This is a genomic window from Bacillus sp. T3 (genome assembly GCF_033449965.1).
GTDB lineage: Bacteria > Bacillota > Bacilli > Bacillales > Cytobacillaceae > Bacillus_BU.
Genome location: NZ_CP137761.1, coordinates 3,108,607 through 3,131,843, shown reverse-complemented (window position 1 = coordinate 3,131,843; position 23,237 = coordinate 3,108,607). Strand labels below are relative to the sequence as shown.

The window sequence follows — 23,237 nt, the reverse complement described above, 5'->3', positions numbered from 1 at the left end:
TCAATCGATATGCAACCTCTTCAAAAAACACTTGAGGAAAGAGTAAACAAAATTAAACAGGGCGGTGCCCCTAAATATCATGAGAAAAACCAAGAACAAGGGAAATTATTTGTCCGAGATCGCTTAAAACTTTTATTCGATCCCGGCTTTGAGCTAGAGGATGCGTTATTTGCTAATTGTATGGCGGGAGATCTTCCAGCTGATGGAGTTTACACTGGTATGGGGAAAATCAATGGCCAGTTAGTATGTGTCATGGCGAATGATTCAACGATTAAAGCTGGATCATGGGGAGCCCGGACAGTTGAAAAAATCATTCGTATCCAAGAAACTGCGGAGAAGCTTCGTGTTCCTTTACTTTATCTAGTCGATTCAGCTGGCGCTCGAATCACTGACCAAGTGGAAATGTTCCCAGGTCGACGGGGTGCCGGACGAATTTTCTATAACCAAGTGAAGTTTTCCGGTAAAGTTCCACAAGTTTGTATCCTTTTCGGACCATCTGCAGCTGGTGGCGCGTATATCCCTGCATTTTGTGACATCGTCATCATGGTTGATAAAAATGCTTCCATGTACCTGGGTTCACCACGAATGGCTGAAGAAGTGATTGGTGAAAAGGTGACGTTAGAACAAATGGGCGGTGCACGCATGCATTGTTCCGTATCTGGCTGTGGGGATGTCCTTGCAAAAAATGAGGAAGATGCCATTGCTCTTGCACGTAATTATCTCTCGTTTTTCCCGGCTAATTTCTCAGAAAAACCGCCAGTGAAAGAGGCTGTTGCGCCGAAAGAATTAAAGAAGCCATTAGAAGAAATCATCCCAACAAACCAGAACTCTGCGTTCAATATGATGGATGTAATCAACGGAATTATTGATGAAGGCTCGTTCTTTGAGGTTAAGAAGCTATTCGCTGGTGAACTCATCACTGGACTTGCTCGTATCGATGGAAAGCCAGTTGGGATCCTTGCGAACCAACCACGCGTTAAAGGCGGAGTGTTATTCCATGATACAGCCGATAAAGCAGCGAAATTTATTAATCTTTGTGATGCCTTCCATATTCCGCTTTTATTTCTAGTTGATGTGCCAGGCTTCATGATAGGAACAGCAGTAGAACGTGCCGGTATCATTCGTCATGGAGCGAAAATGATTTCGGCCATGTCTGAAGCATCCGTTCCAAAGATCTCCGTAATCGTACGTAAGGCATATGGTGCTGGCCTTTATGCGATGGCGGGTCCAGCCTTCGAACCAGATGCAGTTTTGGCATTACCGACTGCTTCAATTGCTGTTATGGGGCCTGAAGCTGCCGTCAATGCCGTTTATGCTAATAAAATTGCGGCATTACCTGAAGAAGAGCGTTCAGCCTTTATCGCCGAAAAACGAGAGGAATACAAAGAGGATATCGATCTTTATCGCCTAGCTTCTGAAATGGTTATCGATGGAATTATCCCGGCAAGTTCATTACGCGATGAGCTAATCAAGCGTTACGAAGCATACTCATCAAAATACTTAATCTTCTCAGAACGCAAACACCCAGTTTATCCAGTTTAATTTTAGTGAGCTTGAATATGAAAAGGAGGTATACGTTGTGACAAATGGAAAAATTGTCAGCTCGTTTGAAGAAGCTGTGAAGGATATAAAAGATGGTGCCACGTTGATAGTCGGTGGATTTGGCCTATGCGGTATTCCAGAAAAGGCTATTTTGGCGTTACGAGATCAAGGAACAAAGGACTTAACCGTCGTCAGCAACAACTGTGGTGTGGATGATTGGGGCTTAGGATTATTGTTAGCTAATAAGCAGATTAAGAAGATGATCTCCTCGTATGTTGGTGAAAACAAAATATTTGAGCAGCAATTTCTTAGCGGTGAACTGGAGGTAGAGCTTGTCCCACAAGGTACTTTAGCCGAGCGCATTCGTGCTGGCGGTGCTGGTATCCCGGGTTTTATACAGCAACCGGGGTTGGCACACCAATCGCTGAAGGCAAAGAACATAAAGAATTCAATGGCAGAACGTATTTGTTGGAAGAAGGAATTGTCGGCGATTTTGCCTTAGTGAAAGCATGGAAAGCAGATCCACTTGGCAATCTAGTTTTCCGCAAAACCGCTCGTAATTTTAACCCAATGGCAGCAACTGCTGGAAAAATCACGATAGCAGAGGTTGAGGAAATCGTCGGTGTAGGAGAACTTGATCCAGACGAAATTCACACACCGGGTATTTATGTTCAACGTGTTCTATTAGGGACGAATTACGAAAAACGGATTGAAAGACGGACAGTAGTACAGGTATAAGAGCTTGTTCATAAATAATTGATAGACGAGGAGAGAGTTTATAATGGATACACGCCAAATCATCGTCAAACGTGCGGTACAAGAAATTAAAGACGGTATGAACGTTAATCTTGGAATAGGCATCCCAACCTTAATTGCTAACGAGATTCCAAGTGAATACAATGTGTTGCTGCAATCAGAAAACGGCCTACTAGGAATTGGCCCTTATCCCGTTGCGGGACAAGAAGATCCTGACTTAATCAATGCCGGTAAAGAAACCGTAACGGCAGTCCCAAGTGCTTCCTATTTTGACAGCGCAGAATCGTTCGCAATGATTCGCGGCGGTCATATCGATCTAGCCATCCTAGGTGGAATGGAAGTTTCGGAATCTGGGGACTTAGCAAACTGGATGATTCCAGGGAAAATGATCAAGGGCATGGGCGGTGCGATGGACCTAGTGAATGGAGCAAAACGAGTGGTCGTTATCATGGAGCATGTCAACAAGCACGGTGAATCAAAAGTCAAGAAAGAATGTACATTACCTTTAACTGGAAAGCAAGTCGTCCATCGTTTAATCACGGACTTAGCTGTATTTGATTTTACTCCAGAAGGAATGGTCCTTGTGGAAACGCAAAATGGCGTATCCGTTGAAGAAGTCATTCAAAAAACAGAGGCAAGTTTTACGGTTGGAGTAAATCTTTCAATGAACTAATGTATCTTAAGGGCTGATTCCTAATACAGGAACAGTCCTTTTTTTGAGATAATAAATTGGCTATGTTAAAGAACAGTGTTGATTTTTGAGCACTCTGTTGATTGGAGCGGAAGGTGCGAGACTCCTGCGGGAGAAGGTGTCAGGGGAGACCCCACAGGCGCTAGGGCGCCGAGGAGGCTCCAGACTCCCCGCGGAAAGGGAGCACCTGGAGTGGAAATCAACAGATAAATTTAACAAAGGCTATTAATAAGCCATAATTTAAGACAATTTTTCGACGAAATAGGTTATACTGTTGATGTTCCGTATGGAGAGAGATAGGAGGATTTAACACAATGGTACCTGATTTTAATGATGCTTATATTGAAAGACTGGATAAGGAAACTGAAGAGGTTCTCGGCAAAGAAACGGCCTCATTTTTAGAACAACACATTACATATTTTAAAAACCATTTGAATGAGTTTATGTACTTAGAGTCACCAGCCTTTGAACAAAAAAATGTCGACGCTGTTTCCTTTGAAGTGGATGATGTATTTCGTACATATACAGTGTTGCTTGGTTTAAAACTGCAAAAGAAGTATCAGCCAACGATTAAAGAATTTTTGAATGCTAATCTTCGTGGTGAGGATGCTCAAGTGAGCTTAATGTTTAATGGAGATGATGGATTATGGGATTTGAATCTATCGTTAGATCATGTTGAGGGTTTTCGGGAAGAAATGACGATTGGTGAAGCGTATCAATTGGTTTATGATTTAATTGCGAAGTTGGTTGGAAGCATTAAATAGGTAACTTACAGGACAAGGCGCTATGCTAATTTTAAATTTTTGCATAGCGCCATATTTCATTTTCACGTATTTTTTGTATTTTACCTTGAACCTCCAAATAATCTAAATGGCCAATAATCTCAGACATGACAAGGGAAAAATTAGTAGAATATCTTTTCTTATAAATGGATTGAGCCAGCTCGCTTCCGGTTTTGACCCCTGAATCAATTAAACTCAGGATTCGGTCTGATTTTTCCTCAATCCGGTCCAATCTCTTCATTATTAGATGCTCAGGTTGGGTAATATTTTTACCATGACCTGAAAAGACAAAAAGTGGCTTGAGTGCTAACACCGACTTTAGGGAATGGATGTGTTGACTCAGTGTATGGATTCTGTTTCCATTGCAGTCTGGTTCGACAATTGCATTACTAGCAATATGATCAATTAATAAATCCCCAACAAACAGCCAACGATGGTCCTTGTTGAAAAAGGCGAGTTGATCCGGTGCATGCCCCGGGACAGGAAGGACAAGAAAGTCAAACAGATTCCTTTCTTTTATTTCGATAATTTCACATTGTAGTGCTTGGTCTTTATTTTTTTGAATGGCTTCCTTTAAAAAATGGACTTGTGCTACCCCCAGCTCTCCGCAACCCATCTCAGAATAAAGCTTCGAAAAAAATTCAATTCTCATTTTTAAAAAGTTCTCATCTCGCTTTAAGCGGGGGATGGAACTAGGTGATGCGTACACTGGTATCGGATGCTTTGAAACGATTGGATTCACGAGTCCGATGTGGTCAGCATGATGGTGCGTCAGAATAATTTCGGTAAGATCCTCTAGTTCTAGATCATTTTGAGCCAATGTGCTCAGCAACGTATCCCAGCAAGGTTCATTATTATAACCAGCGTCGATAAGTGAGAGCGACTTCCCGTGTTTGATTAAATAAAAATTTATGCTTTTTAGACCAGTCTCGATTGATACGTGAATAGGAATTATTTCGACTCCATTTTCTTTAAAAACAACCACGCTCATCACCTCAACCTTATAATAGTTTTTTTCAAAAAATGGATAGCTGCTGGGTGCAGCTATCCTGGATGTTTATTTGGATAACATTTTGTCTAAATGGGCGATGATGGCATCGCGATTGCCGGATATTTGTGCTTCACGAGCTTGATCCTTTGCTATTTTATCTACTGCTTTCGTATAAACTTCCTGCTCTTGGGCTTGCGGAATGACGACTACCCCATCTGCATCGCCAACAAGGATGTCCCCAGGATGTATTACTTGGCCGCCACATGAAATAGGAATATTAATCTCACCAACACCGGCTTTACCGCTAGCGGCAACTGTAGTTCCTTTAGAGAATACTGGGAAATTCAATTCCTTAATTCCAATAATATCACGAATCACACCATCTACAACAATTGCGCCAACGCCCATTGTTTGTGCCATGCCGACAACAAAATCTCCTGCCATTGCCCAGGTATTGATCGCCTTTTGCGTCAATAATGATGATGTCGCCTTCTTTTGCATTTCTGATTGCTTTTTGAACAGCAAGGTTATCACCAACAGCTGTTTTCACGGTCAATGCGCGACCTGCAAATTTATATTCTTCCTTCAAAGGTTTAATCGTTGAATCCAGATTACTGAGTCCGTCCATTGCATCAGAAATTGCGGTAGTGGGAATGCTTTGAAATTTCGCTACTAGTTCATCCATTGTTCAAGCTCCTATCTTAACTTTTTTTGTCCTAATAATTATACATTATTCTGATAAAATTGAAAATTATGAAAAAATTATCCATCGTGATAAGGAAAATGAATAACATGGATAAAATGAAATATCGTTTACTGAAATGATTATGTTATAATCACCAATAGACCCATGGGAAGGAGGCCGGTATGAATATACGGTTAAATCGCAAAATCATTCAAGATCGATGTGGAACAGTCTCCTTCAAAAGAGGAGACTCTTTTTGTCGTGAAAATAAGGTGAAGTTTTTACTATATAACCAAACAGCTTGCGAGGCTGTGGTCCAAGGGAAAGAGGATTTCACAGTTAAAATAGTACGTAAAGCCGATGGTGATTTTCTAGCAAGCTGTAGCTGTCCAAAGCTGGCTTCTTATCAAAAGGACTGCCAGCATATTGCAGCTGTTTTACTGTCACTTTATGAAAATCAACAACAAGGAACAACACCACAGATAGCATACAATATTCAGACAGTACAAGATAATGAAGTAATCGCAGATGATATTGTTCAACTTTTTACTGCACGACCTCAACGTGGTAGCGCACGCCAGCTTCACTTTGAAAATAGAAGGATGGTCGATGTTAGTTTTCTATATAAACCAATAAAACTTGAAAACGATATAAATATGTTAGGAATCGAAATGAAGATTGGATCGGTGAAGGTTAAAAATATCCGTTACTTCTTGAAAATGGTTGGGGCCGGAAAAGGATATGATTTATCACCGACGATGCAATATGACCCCAGTGTTCATTGTTTTCAAATTGAAAATGATGCGGTAATTCAGCAATTGACTAGACTGATTGAAGATGAAATGACTATTTCAAATATGAACCAAAGCACGATGAACGATGAAATAGACCAAGCTGTTTTAGCAATCCCACCAGCTGCTTGGGAAAGACTGTTGCCATTTTTAAGTAAAATCCCTAAGATTGCGCTTGAATATCAGGATGCACTTTACGAAGGTATCCAAATTGAACACGGACCTCTTCCATTACAATTTGATTTGGATGAGGGTAGTGATTCAACGTATGTAATGAAAATTGATGGATTACAACAGCTTCTTATTTTGGAGTCGTATCTAGCGGTACTTGCTAAGGGAAAGTTTTATAAAGTAAATCAAGATGACTGTCAAAGATTAACTTATTTCCAGCAATTATTGGCGGGTTCGCGTACTAAGCAGATTAGGATTCATCAACAACAGCAGTCATTTTTTCTAGAGAAAGTCATACCTGGTTTAAAGAAACTAGGTGAAGTTCGTTTTTCAGGTGAAGTTATAGAAAAGCTTGATCATCCTCCATTGATTGCTAAGCTTTATTTAGACCGTGTCAAAAACCGTTTACTCGCTGGGCTGGAATTTCATTATGAAAAAGTGATCATTAATCCTTTAGAGCCTCAAAATTCATCGAGTCAACATGTATTTATCCGTGACTCAGCAAAAGAAACGCAAATTCTTGAACTGATGGAAGACAGCGATTTTGCCAAGACAGAAGGCGGGTATTATTTACACAATGAGGAGCTGGAATATCAGTTTTTGTATCATATCGTGCCGAAGCTTGAAAAAATTGTAAAAATTTATGTGACTACTGCAGTGAGGAATCGCATTTTTAATGGACATGCCCAACCGAAAATTCGAGTGAGGGTGAGAAAAGAACGAACAAATTGGCTCGAGTTCAAGTTTGAGTTTGATGGAGTTCACGAAAAGCATATTCGTGAAGTATTGTCCGCTTTGGAGGAAAAACGTAAATATTATCGAGTCCCTTCTGGAGCGCTTATGTCACTGGAAACACGAGAATTTGAGGCGGTTAAAAAGTTTCTTAATACTTTACCTGAACAGAAAGAGGATATAGACAGTACCTTAAATGTCCCAATCATCCGTGGGCTTAGGCTCCTTGATACGATTGAGGATAGTAATGTCTTCCTAGCAGAAAATTCGTTTCAGCAATTTTTAGAGGAACTTCTTCACCCGGAAAAACTAGCGGTGGAAGTACCTAAAAGTCTTGAGCCTATTTTACGAGATTATCAAAAATTAGGCTATAAATGGCTGAAAACCTTGGCCAGCTACGGATTTGGCGGAATTCTTGGAGATAGTATGGGCTTAGGGAAAACATTGCAGAGCATTAGCTACATTGCCTCAGAGGTAGCAGCGATTAGAGAACGCAAGCAGCCTGTTCTGATTATTTGCCCTGCGTCCCTTACGTACAATTGGCTCAATGAAATCAGGAAATTCTCGCCTGAACTTGCTGCAATCGTTATCGATGGCAGTAAAGATCAACGAGAAAAGCAACAAAGTGATTTGATGAATTATGATGTTGTGATAATTTCCTATCCATTATTGCGGCGGGATATTAAATGGTTTGAACAACAGCAGTTTCATACCGTCTTTTTTGATGAAGCCCAAGCCTTTAAGAATCCTGTTACCCAAACTGCTCGGGCTGTGAAAAGGGTCCAAGCGAACCACCGCTTCGCTCTCACAGGAACTCCAATCGAAAATTCAATCGAGGAGCTTTGGGCGATTTATCATGTCGTGTTTCCTGAGTTATTTCTCGGCTTAAAAGAGTATAGCAAGCTAACAAATAAGGGGATTTCTCGGAAAATACGTCCGTTTTTACTTCGACGTTCAAAAGAGGATGTATTGGAGGAACTACCGAACAAAATAGAGACATTAGAAGTGGTCGAGCTATTTCCTGATCAAAAAAAGCTGTATGGTGCTTACCTTGCGAAGCTTAGGGAAGATACGTTGAAGCATTTAGATAAAGACACGTTGCAAAAGAATCGCATTAAGATTCTTGCAGGGTTGACTGAGACTTCGGCAACTTTGCTGTCATCCAGCATTGTTTGTCGAAGGATATAAAGGAAGCTCAGCAAAATTTGAGCAACTGCTGCAAATATTAACTGAATCCAAGCTATCCGGAAGAAGGGTACTTATTTTCTCACAATTTACGAAAATGCTCCAATTCATTAGCAAGGAATTAAATTCCCAGGGTGAATCCTTTTTCTACTTGGATGGTCAAACTCCTTCTGCTGAACGCGTGGAACTTTGCCACCGCTTTAATAATGGTGAACGAGACATCTTTTTAATTTCATTAAAAGCTGGGGGAACCGGACTTAACCTAACCGGTGCAGATACGGTTATTTTATATGATCTGTGGTGGAATCCAGCTGTTGAAGCTCAAGCAGCTGACCGGGCGCACCGCATCGGTCAAAAAAATGTGGTTCAAGTTATTAAGCTAGTAGCGAGAGGGACAATCGAAGAAAAAATGAATGAACTTCAACAAAAGAAGCGCCATTTAATTGAAGAGTTAATTGAGTCTGATTCGAACAGTACCTCTCTCCTGACCGAAGAGGATATTCGTGAGATTTTTATGGACTAATTTGCATTTGGCTAAGAGTTAGGAGCTCGTTCAGTGGGTTTAGGAGCACTATCTGAGAATTTCGGGGTTCTATCCGAGGATTCAGGAGCACTATCCAAGGATTTCGGGGTTCTATCCGAGGATAGTAGAGTTTTATCCGTAAATTCTGGAGTGCTATCCGAAGATTCTAAAGTTTTATCCGTAAATTTCGGTGTTCTATCCGTAAATCACATTATTAACAGAAAAAACAGCCTGTCCAGACTGAAGTGTACCGTTATTAACAGACATTTTAGACTGTGCCAGGCGTTTTTTTATACACTCTTAAAAATTGTACAATAAAGCGTTTTCATTTTTAATTAAAGATAGTATAATAAAGTACAGAATATTCTAAAAATTAAAATGTCATTTGAAAATGAGGGGGTTTTACTATGAATTCACGCGAAATAGAAGAGGTTCTTTATTCGAACCCGGACGTTTTAGAGGTCATCGTCGTTGGTTTACCCGATACAGCTATTGGTGAAATATCCTGCGCATGTGTCAAATTGAAACCAAATTGTGTTTTGGATGCAGAGTCTCTATTAGAATATATAAAACCCTTGGTACCTAACCATAAAATACCTCAAAAGCTGCTTGTTATGGATGAATTTCCAATGACTGCTAGTGGTAAAATTAGAAGAATGTTCCTGCAAAATCAGGTAAGAGAAACGCTCGCAACAGAATTTGGCTTTTAACTATCATATACACTATAAATATTCAATTATGATATCCCACTTTTTGCAAAGGTGGGATAATTTTGTATGCCTAAAAAAAGGGTTAAAACAATTAAGGAGGTAATTAAGGTAAAAACACTAGTTGGGTTGGAAAATATTTCAAGGAATGTTCACTGCTTTTTGTACCCTTGTAGAGTATAGTAAATTTAAGGAAAACAGTAGATTCCTAATAACTTTCTATAAGAGGGTGATCCAATGATTTATGACCTGGTCCTGTTGCATCCGCCGACAGTCTATGATTTTCGGAAGGAAATGATCTTTACCGGTCCCATCAGTGACGTCGTCCCTTCATCGCCAGTTTTTGAAATGTATCCAATTGGGTTAACGAGTATTGGAGACTATTTAGAGCGCTTTGGCTTAAAGGTGAAAATCATCAATGTAGCAAACAGGATGCTATTAGATCCTAATTTTGACGTCGAGAAAAAACTAAAGAAAATTAAAACAAAGGCATTTGGTATCGATTTACATTGGTTGCCACATGCTCATGGAAGTGTTGAGCTTGCGAGGGTAGTAAAAAAGCTACACCCCAATGTTCCGGTCATATTTGGCGGTTTGTCCTCAACTTATTTCCATAAGGAACTAATTGAATATCCTGAAATAGATTTCGTTATGCGTGGCGATACAACAGAAAAGCCATTGCTCATGTTGTTGAATCGTTTAGAACTTAAACATAAGGACTTTTCTGCAATCCCGAACTTAACATGGAAAAAAGATGGGGAGTATCACTTTAACCCAATTACCTATGTTCCGGACGATTTGGACGAGTTTGAGCATCCTGGTTACCTGGTATATTATTCGTTCTGTTTTTAAATATGGAAACCTTCTAGATCCGTTACCGTATAAAGGATGGCTACAATATCCTAATACCGCGTTATTAACTTCAAAGGGATGTACATATAATTGTTTGATTTGCGGAGGTTCTCGTACTGCCTATGATTTAAATTGCAATCGAAAAAGAATTGTAATGAAATCACCTCAAAAAATGTTAAATGATATCGCCCTTATTCAAAGATTCAGCCGTGCTCCGATTTTTCTATTGAATGATATCCGACAAGGTGGTCCGGAATATGTAAATGAATTTTTATCCGGATTGAAAAAAATGGATTTGAAAAATGAAATTGTGTTTGAGCTGTTCCAATTTGCTGATGAGAAGTTCTTTAAACAGCTGCAGGATGCTATTCCTAAATACAGCATTGAATTAACACTTGAAACATCGGATGAAAATTTACGGCGCCTAAACGGCAAGCTGCCATGTACAAACAAAAAAATTATTGAAACCTTACAACACGCTTTGAACTACGGCTGTGCGAAGATCGACTTATTTTTCATGGTTGGTATCCCGGGACAAAACTATCAAAGTGCTTTAGATAACATTGCTTTTTGTGAAGAAGTTCACAAATTGTGTAATGAGGATCCGCGCCTAGCGTATTTCGTGGCTCCACTGTCGCCGTTCCTGGATCCTGGGAGCCCAGCGTTTGAAAACCCGGATAAATATGGGTACAAAAAAATCTATTCTAAGCTTGAAGAGTTCCGACAAGCGATGCTCCAACCTTCTTGGAAGTATATGTTAAGCTATGAAACAGATCAAATGACACGTGAAGAGATCGTCAAAGGAACTTACGATTCTGCTTTATTATTAAATCAATTCAAACTAAAATACGGTCTGATTGATCAGGCTGCATATGATGATATCGAGACGAAAATAACGAAATCACTCGAATTTATTGATCGAATTGATGGAATTCTTGAATTGCCGGAAGCCCAAAAAGAGGCAGGGCTAGCGGAAATAAAAAGAGAAGTGATTGAGGTCAATCGACATAGTATATGCGGTAAAAACGAACTCAAATGGGAGACGAAAAAGCTTTATGCAAATTTTGCATCGTTAACCGTGATTGGAATGGAATTACTAATTGAAGAAATGATCAGAAACGTGAAATGTCAGCTAGGCAAAGTAGATCGACATAAAGTAACCTTATAAAAAATTGATATTTAAAGGTCTGATAACCGTAACACCTGATTGCAACAGTCAGAGTGAAAGGGAATCAGGCCTTTTTGCTATTCTTTTGAACCTCCATCCCAGAATAATATTTTCCAGACTTGGTAGAATAAAACCGATTAGCTAAACACCAGAGGGGGAGCGCCATGAAACAAAATGCACGGCAATATCAAGCATTCACGATTTCGGAGGGAGTTTTTTCTAGTAAGGCAATCAAAAATGCTATTATCGTACTTTTGTTACTGTTTATTTCTATTTATATAGGTTCAGAGGGCTTTGGTCATATTGATATGGCTTTGTATGGGTATTTGTGGGCATCCGTACTAAGTATATTAATGTTAACGATTAGAATAACAGCTTGGACCTTGAGACCACCAACGCAACGACTTTGGCAACAGGGGAGAAAAATGTTTTCTAGTAAAAAAGGCTGGAAATTCATGTTCGGAACATTAGGGAAAAACATCGGCGCACAAAAATTCATCACAAAGCGATCGCTCTATCGTTGGGCCCAGCATATGTTTATTTCCTGGGGAGTCCTACTTTCATTCGCGATAACCTTTTCGCTTGTATTTAGCTGGCTTCATTTTGAATTAGTGAATCCACGGACATATGAAGTAGTGGTATTTGGTATTCCTACCTTTCGGATGCCAGTCGATTCAACGATCGCTTTTTTAATTTACCATGGATTAAATTGGACTGGAATTGCTGTTATTATTGGTAGCTTGATGGCAATCTATCGACGATATTCTGAGGAAAAAAAACTAGTTGAGCAGGCCAAGGAATATGATTTCTTTCCATTAATTCTACTTATTATCATTTCTATCACGGGCTCACTGCTAACTTTTTCAACCTATTTTATGGAAGGCAGATTTTATACTGGCATTTCCATCAGTCATCAAATAGTCGTTATCATCTTTTTGTTATATTTTCCATTTGGGAAGTTTTGGCATATTCCACTTCGATTTCTTGCTATTGTTATTCCCGCTTATCACGCTTTGGAAAATAAAAAAAATTGCTCACGCTGTGGAATAGAGTATGCAACAGAGACGCAAATCGAAGATGTTCAGCTTGCATTACAGCGAAGAAGATTATCTGTACCGATCGATGAATCAAATCTACATATGTCTGACCTTTGCTCTGAGTGTCGAAGAGTGACGAATCGGTTAGCTGCGTTTGGTTCCGCGATTCAATTGGGACAAGCAAACGTTGTTGTGGCTGCAAATGGCCAAAATGGATTGAGGTTAAAAGGAGAAGGAGGGGATGTGAATGAGTCATCCGCAAAACGCTGATTACGCTCAGCGAGAATTTGACGCGATTCTCCGTGGTGGTGAGGAGAATATTGCGACTCACTGCTGTTTTTGTGGAATGCAATGTGGGATGAATATCCGCGTTGAGAAAGAGACCAAAAAAGTGGTTGGAGTTGAACCTCGTTACGATTTTCCAATGAATGGGGGTAGGCTTTGTCCAAAAGGGGCGTCTGCTTATCGTCAGGCCGAATTGGGGACCGGTTAACTCAGCCGTTAATTCGAAAGGATGGCAAGCTTGTTGAGGCGAGCTGGGATGAGGCGTTAGATCTAGTCGTTTCAAAAATAAAAGAAATTCAGCAACAGCATGGCAAGGACGCATTTGGAATATATAGTGGTTCTTCGATGACGAATGAGAAATGCTACCTTGTTGGAAAGTTTGCGCGAGTCGGTCTTGGGACAAAAAATATTGATTATAACGGACGGTATTGTATGAGCTCAGCCGCTGTCGGTTTTAACCAAAGTATCGGCATCGACCGTGGTTCGACAAACCCGTGGTCCGATATTAAATTTGCTGATTGTATATTAATCGCAGGCTCCAATACAGCCGAATGCCACCCACTCTCCATGCCATACATTTGGGGAGCGCGGGATAGAGGCGCGAAGCTAATAGTCGTCGATCCAAGAGAAACGAAAACGGCAATGGTTTCAGATGTCCACCTCGATGTTCGACCAGGAACGGATATTGCGCTAGTCAATGGCCTAATCCATCTGTTAATAAAAGAAAATAAGATTGATAAAAACTTTATTGATCAACATACAATTGGCTACGCCGAGCTTGAACAAATGACCCAAACGTACACACCAGAAAGAGTTGCGGATATTACAGGTGTTTCAGTGGAGAAAATTACTGAGGCGGCTAGACTGTTTGGCGAAGCGAAAAATAGCTATGTACTATTTGCAAGAGGAATTGAGCAACACTCCAACGGCTCTGATACGGTCTCCAATTATGTCAATCTTTCCTTAATTACTGGAAAAATCGGAAGAAAGGGGGCAGGCTTTGCAACCTTCACCGGTCAGGGTAATGGTCAAGGCGGACGTGAGCATGGTCAAAAAGCAGACCAATTGCCGGGTTACAGGAAGATTACAGATCCAGAAGCTCGAAAATATGTCGCTGGAGTTTGGGGAATTGATGAGGCGGAGATTCCCGGTCCAGGAATGTCAGCATTTGAATTGCTGAAATCCTTGGGAGAAGAAGTCAAAGGCTTGTTATTAATATGTAGCAATCCGATGGTTTCTGCTCCATCAGTCGGGGACGTTAAGAAATACCTAGAGAAGCTAGACTTTTTCGTAGCAATGGATATGTTTCTATCAGAGTCTGCTGAGCTTGCTGATGTTGTCTTTCCGGCAACTGTTTGGATTGAGGATACCGGGACAACGACAAATGTTGAAGGTAGGGTTGTATTATTAAAAGGGATCGAACGCACCTTTGGTCAATCCAAACGCGATTGGCAGATTATTTGTGAGCTCGCAACCGGCTTGGGAGAGGTCAATATTTTCAATATCAATCACCAGAAGAAATATTTGATGAGTTAAGAGTGGCAAGCAAAGGTGGAAAAGCCGATTATTCCGGGATTTCTTACGAAAAGCTTGAAAAAATGGATGGTGTCTTTTGGCCATGTCCTGATGAAGAACACGAAGGAACCCCGCGATTATTTGAGGATTTGCGCTTCGAATTTCCAGATGGAAAAGCTCGGATTTTAGCGTTTGAGTATAAGGGAGCAAATGAAAAGGTCGATAAGGATTATCCCTATATCTTAACAACAGGTCGTGTTGTTTTTCATTATTTAAGCGGTAATCAGACTAGAAGAATCGAAGCGTTAAATAAGTTTTGTCCTGAGCCCTATGTTGAGATCCATCCTAATACTGCTCAAAAGCTTGGAATCAACAATCAAGAAGTCGTAAAGCTTGTCAGTCGAAGGGGTGAATTACAGGTTCCGGCGAAAATAACAAAGATTATTCGAGAGGACACTTTTTTTGTTCCCTATCATTGGGGTAAAACGATGGCAATTAACCACCTTACGAATCCTGCACTTGATCCGAAATCGAAAATCCCAGAATTTAAGGTTTGTGCCATACGGATTGAAAAAATCGAGCAAAGGGGTGCGACATGACAAAAGTTTTATACATCGACTTTGAACGATGCATTGGTTGTAAAGCATGTATGATCGGTTGTGAAGAGTGCAGTGGTCATGACCATTTATCAAGAATGTTTGTCGATGAACTGATGCCAGGTGAGACAGTAGCCACCTCACCAACACCTTGTATGCATTGCTACACCCCAGCATGTGCCGAATCGTGTCCAGTCCAAGCGATTCAAACCACGGCAGATGGTACCGTCCTATCTGCCTCCCATGAAAAATGCATCGGCTGCAAAAATTGTACCTACGCCTGCCCATTTGGAATTCCGCGGGTTGATGATGACCGTAAGCTGATGTATAAATGCGATTTGTGTTATGACCGTACTTCCAAAGACCGACCACCAATGTGTGTTAGCTTGTGTCCAACTGATACGATTCAATTTCTAGAGGAAGAGGAAGTTAAAAAATTATCTAAAAAACCAGTTCAATTCTTATGGAATTTTGGTGAGACGACGATTGAGACACGTACAGTAATCGGCATTCCGGATACAAAAACCCATAAGTATGGATATTTCTATGGTCAGGGTGAAGAGTCATGAAAAAATTTGATCAATTCCTGCAGCAGCTAACGTTTAATATTCGAAGAGATAAAGAAGTGGACTTAAATCGCAGAGGGTTTATCGGTTCTAGTATGGGTTTAATCGGAGTGATGTTTCTTTCGGGACTCCCACTTTTAGGTTTAGCGAAAAAGGGAAGTAAAGAGGATGAGGCAAAATCTGTAAAGATTGCTAATCTAGATGAGTTAGCAATTGGTGAAAGTAAACCATTTTCGTATGTGGATGAGGATGAACCAGCCTTACTGATTCGCTTGTCAAAAAATGAATATCGTGCTTATAACATTAAGTGTACTCATCTTCAATGCCCTGTGTATTATGATCAACCTTCGAATAAAATGGTCTGTCCATGTCACAATGGCTATTTTTCAGTTAATGATGGTTCCGTTATAGCAGGACCACCGCAACGAGCTCTTCCATCGATTCTGTTAGAAATAAGAAACGATGGAATTTATGCGATCGGAATGGACGGAAGGACAGTTTAATGTTCGAGTTAGACTTATATAACTTGTAAAAGTATAAATTAGTAGCAGAAGTTAGTTTTAAGGAGTGAGAGCGGGTGAGAATGGCTTGGTGGCTTTTCATGGCACTGTTGTCAATACAAATCATTTTCCTACAGTACATGGTTGAAGTGTATTTAGCTGAAGACTATGATGAATTGATTTATTATTCAGGAGCACTTGGTTTTATTTTTTATGCTCCATTCTTGTGTATGCTTTCTTTCGCAAAACAGATCAAGTCAGTGAAGAATAGGGAGCGTGGTCGAATTGAATCAACATGATGGCTTGTTTGAACGGATCGGCGGGCAAGAAAAGATTGGCCATATGGTGGAGGATTTTTACACAAACATTATGAAGGATGATTCATTATCTTCATTTTTTAATAGTATTGATATGGATAAACAAAAAAATCACCAAACCAATTTTTTAAGTTTTGTGATGGGTGGTCCAAATCAATATACTGGAAGAACATTAGCAAAGGCCCATGAAGGTCTAAATACAACGGGTGAACATTTTGATTCGATTGTCAGTCATTTGCGAACCACAATGGAAAAGCACCAAATGAGTAAAGAAGAAATTAACTCAGTGTTGGATACCATCACGCAATATAAACAAGATATTGTGAAGGAGTAAACGTTTTATTTTACTGATATATCAATGAAAAAGGGGTTCTTATTTCTTTAAATTTCTTAAAAATTTCTTATTGTGATTGTAAATTTATTGTCACAAAATATGGGTGAAAACGATGTTATAATGAGTCCGTGAAAATAATTTACTCCTTTGAACATGGTGTTTTCAAAAAATGGAAATTTGTTTAAAGAGTAAATAAAAAAAGGAGTCCTCTAATAATGTGGGTAATCACAGTTCATTCAAAGGATCAAACCAAAATGTTCGAATTTGAAACTGAGAAAGAAGCACGTGAAGCTTTTAAGGAAATTCGAGGTTGTAAAATTCTTTCAGAGGTTATTTACTTTAACGATCCTTGTTTTGAATTAGCTGCTGTGTAACAATTCAACTGTACTGGCTACCAAAAATAGATGAAGCCCAACGCTGCTTTTTACAGAAGGATGACATACTTTGTCATCCTTTTTTTCCGTCTTAATGGTTAATGTAGCACTGATAAGTGAATAAACAGATTTAGGTTTGATTTAGTTTGAATGGTTTGACTTTTATGACTTTAGGTCGAAAAATAGAATAATACTACATATTAAATTTTTTTGTTATTTCACATAGTAAAGGAGCTCTGGACCATGATACTGGATTTAAACAAGATTTCATTAAAAAGAAATGGAATATGGATTTTAAGGGATATCACATGGCAGGTAAATCGTGGCGAGCATTGGGTATTATTCGGTTTAAATGGCGCAGGTAAAACGGCACTTCTTAATGTGCTCAATGCCTATGAGTATCCGACAAAAGGGAAAATCACTGTACTTGGAAAAGAATTTGGAAGGTCACCACTAGCTGAAAGCTTGCGCAAAAAAATTGGACTTGTTTCCAACAGTCTGCAACAAAAGCTCCATCCGGGAGATAATGCATTTGAATTTGTCTTAAGTGGCGCTTTTGCATCGATTGGTCTATATGAAACTCCGACCGACGAGATGAGAGCGAAGGCGATTTCGATTTTAACAGAATTAGGCTGTTTTGATTATGCCAATCGAGAATATGCCACTCTTTCGCAAGGAGAAAGACAGCGTGTTTTAATCGGGCGAGCACTAATGGCAGATCCAGAACTGCTCATTTTGGATGAACCAACAAACGGTTTAGACTTTCTTGCACGGGAAATGCTGCTAGAATCTGTTGAGAGAATAGCGAGTGGACCTAACGCACCTTCCATTCTCTATGTAACTCATCACACGGAAGAAATTCTTCCTATATTTAAGCAGACAATGTTACTGAAGCAAGGAGAGGTCTTTTCTAGTGGTCAAACTTCAGATATGATCTCTGATCAAGTTCTTTCAGAGTTTTTTGGAGTCGAGGTTTCAGTCTTGTGGAATAATAACAGACCGATTGTGCTGAAAAAATAAGCTTGTCTGGATAAAAATATTGATTGTTTACCATCATATTTTGTTTTCAGCTTTTTATTCAAAAGTGAAATTGTGAAATTATTATTAAATTTTCAGAATTAAGAAATAAGTAATTAGACCTAGGTTATTGTATTTTAAAATGATAATTGTATAATAAATTTAGAATTAACAAACTTCGCCGACCACTTTTGCTTACAATAAAAGTGGTTTTATTTATGCTAACGTTGTTGAAAATACGGTAATCTCCAAAAAAATGTGTTTTTCTTATTGATTAGCTTGTGTTAAATAAAGTAGGTGGGGGAAGGAGCAGTAAAAATGGGTTGCGAGAATATTCTAGGCCACCAAGAATTGGATTACGATTGGGTTGAGTTAATCATTATGGCTCTTGATATGGGTTATTCAAAGGATGAAATTAGCGCTTTTTTGGCAGGATCACAACAAAACTTGGAATCTTAGGATAATTGGTCGACGTGATTACATGAATAATGTTTTTACATAAAAAATAATATAGCTGGCCTAACAGTATTTTGATTTTCAAAACGCTGTTTTTTTTTTGCATTTTTTATATAGAGTAGTTTGGATTAAGAGATGGAAACAATCAGGTTGACTCAAATGAAGAATGCTCATCAAAAAAATGATGACACTAATCGTTTTGAAAGGGGATGAATAGATTCCTTCAAAGAATATGAGTCAACCTAATTGATTTTTATGGTTGTCTTTTACGAGAAAATAGGCTCGTAACCAAACCTGTTAGGAAAGTAAAATATCCTATTAAACCAATGTTACCGATATTGGTTGAAGTATCTGGAAGTGAATTGTATACAGAATCTGAATCTGTGTCGTCATCCGCATCGGCATCGTCATCCGCATCGGCATCAGCATCGGCGTCGGCATCAGCGTCGGCATCAGCGTCAGCGTCAGCATCGGCATCCGCATCAGCGTCGGCATCGGAGTCGGCATCAGCGTCAGCATCGGCATCGGAGTCAGCATCGGAGTCAGCATCGGCATCGGAGTCGGCATCAGCATCGGCATCAGCGTCGGCATCGGCATCAGCGTCGGCGTCGGCATCAGCATCAGCATCAGCGTCGGCATCGGAGTCAGCATCGGCATCAGCATCCGCATCAGCGTCGGCATCCGCATCAGCGTCGGAGTCAGCATCAGCGTCAGCATCAGCGTCGGCATCTGCATCGGCATCAGCGTCGGCATCAGCGTCGGCATCTGCATCGGCATCAGCGTCGGCATCAGCGTCGGCATCTGCATCGGCATCAGCGTCGGCATCAGCGTCGGCATCTGCATCAGCGTCGGAGTCAGCATCCGCATCGGCATCGGCATCAGCATCAGCGTCAGCATCGGCATCAGCATCAGCATCAGCGTCGGCATCGGCATCGGCATCGGCGTCGGCATCAGCATCCGCATCGGCGTCAGCATCGGCATCAGCATCAGCATCGGCGTCAGCATCAGAATCATCACAGTCATCTGGTATTAGAAGATCAACGTTTTTTCCGTTGGAAAGGAGCAATGCAATATCGATCAATGCACTTTTTGAACTTACTGCATAAAAAGAATAAGTACTATCATCCGATTTCGGAAACTCTGCAAACGGGATTTCAAGTTTTAATGCGAAATTTTTCCCTAGTTTTAAAGAAGCTAAAATATTATCATCTAGACTAACATAAACAATATTTTTATCTGGGTTTACATGAATATTCCCCTGTGATATTGAAACCCATTTATCAGTCCCCATCTTAAAGGAAGCGGTTAAAGAATTTTTAAAGGCCCCATCTAATAATCCAATAAATTCATCAGGCATTTTAAAAATAATGAAAGCTTCATTTGATGCGATGGTTGCATCCAATACCCCCTGTGAATGGTACATTAAACCTATTTTCGGAGGTGAACAATTACAATCAGCTGATAGGCGTTCTTTGTCTAATATATTTACTTCTAGTAAGGAACCCTTTAATGTTTTTGATTCGAATGATGGATTTTGTTGTGCATCAGCTATAAGAACTGAAGTTGTCGGGTTGACAAGAGGCGATGTAGATCTTTGACTTTGAAGTTGTTCTGCCGAAGCTTGATGAGGTGTTATCGCAAATGTTGTTGATGCTAGTACAACTGTAGCTCTCATCGCTAACACAGCTCTTTTTTTATTATTCATCTTTTTTTTGTAATCAACTTTTTTCCTCACTTATACAACCTCCTTCAATATGAAAGAATACCAACGTTTACCTCCTCCCAAGTTTTTTCCTACTTGAAGCCAAACTGATAATCATCTATTTGTTATGGATCAAGTAATTCTTTGGTCTTTTTATAAAAAACAACTTGTTGGTAGAATGTTGAGCGGATTCATATGTGATTGGAATAATAATTTCAAACAAAGAATAGTTATTTGTAAAGAAAAGTAGAAAGATATGTAGTTTATTTTGTAGATAAATCGAAAATAAATCTGATTCATTCGTATTATAGCGCGATATTGTTCTTTTTAGGAAACGGTATATGATATATAGAACAGAAAATACTTTATAATGAACAAATTGACAAAAAGAAAGGTGTCCCAAAATACTGAGGACACCTTATTATTCGTATTTTATTGTATGGATTATCTTTAAGGGGCATCTTTCAGAATATTGAATTACTAACATTAAGTAGAGTCTTAAGGCCAGGAGGTGGGTATTTTTTTATATAAAATACTACTTACTTTTTTTCTAAACTAGTAATTTTCACCGATATCGTTTGATTAGTTTCGTTTAATTTAATACGAAGATAATCGTTTCGTCTAAAGCGATGAAATGGCTCTGGCTCAAGTGCCACTCCGTTCAATTCAATGTTGCAATTGGACTTATTAAAAATAGCTAACGCATTATTAGTAAGAGGTGCAAATGTAATTAGATCAGTTTCTGAAAAGGCTGGATCAAGCTTAAACAGTTCCCGTAATATGAATTCACCTTTTAAGTCTGTTAGTTTTTTTGATTGGGGTTTTGACAACTCCCCTGTATTTTCATCTTTTATTTCAACTATAACTTTTCCAGTAAATACGCGATTTTTTTTCTTTCCTTTTCTAAAGAGGTAGATTATCGCTGCTATCAATATTACCAAAACAATAACTCCATACACCCAAGATGGTGGTATGGCAAAAGAAGATTGGTTCACTTTTGATGTATCGGCTGGAGAAGCAGTCTTCTGAACCAAAATCTTTTGTGGTTGTGTTTCTCGGTAGAAACTATCGCCTTCAGCCTTCATCATCACTTCGTAGTTTTCTGAATCTCCTATAATAAACTGCCCAGTAAATCCTTGTTTTTCAGCCTTTAATTCAATGTTTTCTATTTTCCCTGATTTTAAATCCTTCACAAATAATGTGGATTTCATCGATTGATAGAGTTCTAGGTTGGAAATGGCTTTTCCGTCTTCTTCAAAAGCAGCAGTTATATGGACAACATCACCTTTTTTTAAGTTTTTAGTTTCGATTGGTGCTAGTTTTAGCTGTAAATCATAGTTAAAAACAAGATTGATTTCGATTTTATCTTGAGGTGCGCCTTTGACTTTAAGTGTCCAATTCCCTTGAATCGGGTTGTTTAGCTTTAGCATCGAATAGGCAGTAGATCGTGATAGAAGAGTGTTATCTGAGGGAATGGCAATCTCTTTGCCGTCAGGGTTGAATAATTTCAATTCGACAGGCTGATTAGAAATAAAAGATATATTTGCTTCTAATATGTTTTCATTAGGGAAATTAATTGGAACTTCCTGAAAATCACCCGTACCAATAAGGTCATTAATTGGTAATACTTTTAATTTTAAATGATCTGCAAAAATTTCCGTTAAAAAACCTGGAAGATTATCCGTCGTACTAGTCTCAAAAAATTTTCCGTTCGTTTCTTGAGCTATTCTTTGGAGAATTTCTTTGTTCAAATTCCCCTTGGCATTTAGACCAATAACGTAGATTGGATAATTCTTTTCTTTTGCATATGCGACAGCAGCATTGAGATCATCTGAGGCCTGTTGAGTTGTTTTGCTACTATTTCTCTTGAGATCATTGTTGCCATCCGCTAGAAGTACTATAAGAGGTCGGTAATTTTGTTCATGGTTATGTTCTAACACAGATATAGCCTCTTTGACCCCAATAGATAAATCGGTATTTGGAAATTTATCAAGTGAATCAATGAAATTTTTGAGATTTGTTTTATTTTGTTGAGTCGTTAGTTTTATGATTTCCTGCTTACTCATCACCTCATTCGCATAAGCAATCACCCCAATTTTATCACCCTTTAGCGATGCCATATCAACAAACATCTTCATTGCTTCATTACTGATTTTATTCGGGTCGCTTTCTAGCATGGATCGGCTAACATCAACGACCAAGACGGCTTCAATACGTGAGGTTGAAACTAGAGGGGACTCTGACAGGGTGGTAATAGGGTTCATTATACTGGTGAAACATATAACTACTAATATGCTACTAATCCGTTTCTTTAACATAGATACCACTTCCAATATATATAGTTGTATTGTGATAAGATCTTGGGGATTAATACATCACTGCAAATTGTTCTATATAGTGAAGTATTTCGAAGTAACAGAAGTTCTTTATATAAAACAATTTAAGTGATAATTCTTATGATAGGTCTAAAGTCTGATGTAATTTCAACTCTAATTTTTCAATAGTTCCAGAAGGTAATTCTATTACAGAATGGGCACTTGCAACAGGAAGGACTAACCTCCACGGTTGGAGGTTTTCCACGAGGTGAGCGATCCGGTTTTGTTTATCAAGAAACACGGCATCAATTGGGAAAAACATAAAGCACATATGGATCGAATTGCATGGTATGATCCATAAAACTTCTTCATTGAGAGGTTTTTTGCGAAACATTAAACCTTTTAGTCTAGTTAAAAATGTGTTCGCTTTTTTTAAAGAGAAAGGGATATGTACAACAGCAAGGTCGTTATTTTTCATACTATTTCCCTCCAATTTCATGGAATCTACCTTTACTTTAACTTATTATCGTAAAATCCTCAAATGCGAAATATGTCGAAAGATAACTGATTCAAATTACCTAATTAAAAAAAGAAAAGGTTTACAAAACCTATTTAATTCGTTATTATGAACTCGAAAAGTGTTCATT

18 protein-coding genes and 4 pseudogenes are annotated in these 23,237 nt (G+C 39.1%); 17 read left to right on the top strand and 5 right to left on the bottom strand.

Annotation, left to right across the window (positions count from 1 at the left end):
* Positions 1 to 9: 9 nt before the first annotated feature.
* The 4 genes and pseudogenes from RGF10_RS16080 (at position 10) to RGF10_RS16065 (ending at position 3,753) form a co-directional block, all read left to right on the top strand.
* Positions 10 to 1,542, top strand: a complete 1,533-nt coding sequence (locus tag RGF10_RS16080) for an acyl-CoA carboxylase subunit beta (protein ID WP_318509518.1) — start codon at positions 10 to 12, stop codon at positions 1,540 to 1,542.
* 37 nt (positions 1,543 to 1,579) lie between these two features.
* Positions 1,580 to 2,280: pseudogene (locus RGF10_RS16075) on the top strand (CoA transferase subunit A).
* Positions 2,281 to 2,323: 43 nt separating this feature from the next.
* Positions 2,324 to 2,971 carry a 3-oxoacid CoA-transferase subunit B gene (locus RGF10_RS16070; protein WP_412176637.1) on the top strand — a complete coding sequence of 216 codons (648 nt, stop codon included), beginning with the start codon at positions 2,324 to 2,326 and terminating at the stop codon, positions 2,969 to 2,971.
* A gap of 332 nt (positions 2,972 to 3,303) precedes the next feature.
* On the top strand, positions 3,304 to 3,753 hold the full coding sequence (locus RGF10_RS16065) for a branched-chain amino acid aminotransferase (protein WP_318503697.1): 450 nt from the start codon (positions 3,304 to 3,306) through the stop codon (positions 3,751 to 3,753).
* A 31-nt stretch (positions 3,754 to 3,784) separates the two neighbouring features.
* On the opposite strand, the gene RGF10_RS16060 is transcribed toward RGF10_RS16065, so the two are convergent.
* A complete protein-coding gene (locus RGF10_RS16060; protein ID WP_318503695.1) occupies positions 3,785 to 4,762 on the bottom strand; it encodes an MBL fold metallo-hydrolase in 978 nt (325 codons plus the stop codon).
* A 66-nt stretch (positions 4,763 to 4,828) separates the two neighbouring features.
* Positions 4,829 to 5,447: pseudogene (locus tag RGF10_RS16055) on the bottom strand (RraA family protein).
* A gap of 182 nt (positions 5,448 to 5,629) precedes the next feature.
* Here RGF10_RS16055 and RGF10_RS16050 point away from each other — a divergent pair.
* The 13 genes and pseudogenes from RGF10_RS16050 to RGF10_RS15985 all read left to right on the top strand — a co-directional run bounded on the left by RGF10_RS16050 (position 5,630) and on the right by RGF10_RS15985 (position 18,576).
* Positions 5,630 to 8,849 (top strand): annotated as a pseudogene (locus RGF10_RS16050) (SNF2 helicase associated domain-containing protein).
* Between the two features lie 407 nt (positions 8,850 to 9,256).
* Positions 9,257 to 9,559: an AMP-binding enzyme gene (locus tag RGF10_RS16040; RefSeq protein ID WP_318503689.1), complete on the top strand. Its 303-nt coding sequence runs from the start codon at positions 9,257 to 9,259 to the stop codon at positions 9,557 to 9,559.
* Positions 9,560 to 9,793: 234 nt separating this feature from the next.
* A complete protein-coding gene (locus tag RGF10_RS16035; RefSeq protein ID WP_318503687.1) occupies positions 9,794 to 10,408 on the top strand; it encodes a cobalamin-dependent protein in 615 nt (204 codons plus the stop codon).
* Positions 10,311 to 11,576 (top strand): radical SAM protein, encoded by a 1,266-nt coding sequence (locus RGF10_RS16030; RefSeq protein WP_412176636.1) that lies wholly within the window; start codon positions 10,311 to 10,313, stop codon positions 11,574 to 11,576. Before RGF10_RS16035 ends, RGF10_RS16030 begins: the two co-directional genes overlap by 98 nt.
* A 164-nt stretch (positions 11,577 to 11,740) precedes the next feature.
* Positions 11,741 to 12,883: an MFS transporter gene (locus tag RGF10_RS16025; RefSeq protein WP_318503683.1), complete on the top strand. Its 1,143-nt coding sequence runs from the start codon at positions 11,741 to 11,743 to the stop codon at positions 12,881 to 12,883.
* A pseudogene (gene fdhF, locus RGF10_RS16020) lies at positions 12,861 to 15,012 on the top strand (formate dehydrogenase subunit alpha). Before RGF10_RS16025 ends, fdhF begins: the two are co-directional and overlap by 23 nt.
* The gene (locus RGF10_RS16015) at positions 15,009 to 15,578 is read left to right on the top strand and encodes a 4Fe-4S dicluster domain-containing protein (RefSeq protein WP_318503681.1); all 570 of its coding nucleotides are present in this window, start codon (positions 15,009 to 15,011) and stop codon (positions 15,576 to 15,578) included. Before fdhF ends, RGF10_RS16015 begins: the two are co-directional and overlap by 4 nt.
* The gene (locus tag RGF10_RS16010; protein WP_318503679.1) at positions 15,575 to 16,078 is read left to right on the top strand and encodes a Rieske 2Fe-2S domain-containing protein; all 504 of its coding nucleotides are present in this window, start codon (positions 15,575 to 15,577) and stop codon (positions 16,076 to 16,078) included. The genes RGF10_RS16015 and RGF10_RS16010 overlap by 4 nt, the downstream gene beginning before the upstream one ends.
* Positions 16,079 to 16,152: 74 nt before the next feature.
* Positions 16,153 to 16,374: a hypothetical protein gene (locus tag RGF10_RS16005; protein ID WP_318503677.1), complete on the top strand. Its 222-nt coding sequence runs from the start codon at positions 16,153 to 16,155 to the stop codon at positions 16,372 to 16,374.
* Positions 16,361 to 16,726 carry a group I truncated hemoglobin gene (locus tag RGF10_RS16000; protein ID WP_318503675.1) on the top strand — a complete coding sequence of 122 codons (366 nt, stop codon included), beginning with the start codon at positions 16,361 to 16,363 and terminating at the stop codon, positions 16,724 to 16,726. The genes RGF10_RS16005 and RGF10_RS16000 overlap by 14 nt, the downstream gene beginning before the upstream one ends.
* 215 nt (positions 16,727 to 16,941) lie before the next feature.
* Positions 16,942 to 17,100 carry a hypothetical protein gene (locus tag RGF10_RS15995; RefSeq protein ID WP_318503673.1) on the top strand — a complete coding sequence of 53 codons (159 nt, stop codon included), beginning with the start codon at positions 16,942 to 16,944 and terminating at the stop codon, positions 17,098 to 17,100.
* A gap of 243 nt (positions 17,101 to 17,343) precedes the next feature.
* Positions 17,344 to 18,120, top strand: coding sequence for an ABC transporter ATP-binding protein (locus RGF10_RS15990; RefSeq protein ID WP_318503671.1), 777 nt, complete (start codon positions 17,344 to 17,346; stop codon positions 18,118 to 18,120).
* A gap of 315 nt (positions 18,121 to 18,435) precedes the next feature.
* Positions 18,436 to 18,576 carry a hypothetical protein gene (locus RGF10_RS15985; protein WP_318503669.1) on the top strand — a complete coding sequence of 47 codons (141 nt, stop codon included), beginning with the start codon at positions 18,436 to 18,438 and terminating at the stop codon, positions 18,574 to 18,576.
* 250 nt (positions 18,577 to 18,826) lie between these two features.
* Here the strand turns inward: RGF10_RS15985 and RGF10_RS15980 are convergent, their stop codons facing one another.
* From RGF10_RS15980 to RGF10_RS15970, 3 genes are all read right to left on the bottom strand, one after another.
* Entirely contained in the window at positions 18,827 to 20,308 is a 1,482-nt protein-coding gene (locus RGF10_RS15980) for a hypothetical protein (protein ID WP_318503667.1), read from the bottom strand.
* A gap of 506 nt (positions 20,309 to 20,814) precedes the next feature.
* Entirely contained in the window at positions 20,815 to 22,593 is a 1,779-nt protein-coding gene (locus tag RGF10_RS15975) for a vWA domain-containing protein (RefSeq protein WP_318503665.1), read from the bottom strand.
* A 136-nt stretch (positions 22,594 to 22,729) separates the two neighbouring features.
* Positions 22,730 to 23,068 (bottom strand): DUF192 domain-containing protein, encoded by a 339-nt coding sequence (locus RGF10_RS15970; protein WP_318503663.1) that lies wholly within the window; start codon positions 23,066 to 23,068, stop codon positions 22,730 to 22,732.
* Between the last annotated feature and the right edge of the window lie 169 nt (positions 23,069 to 23,237).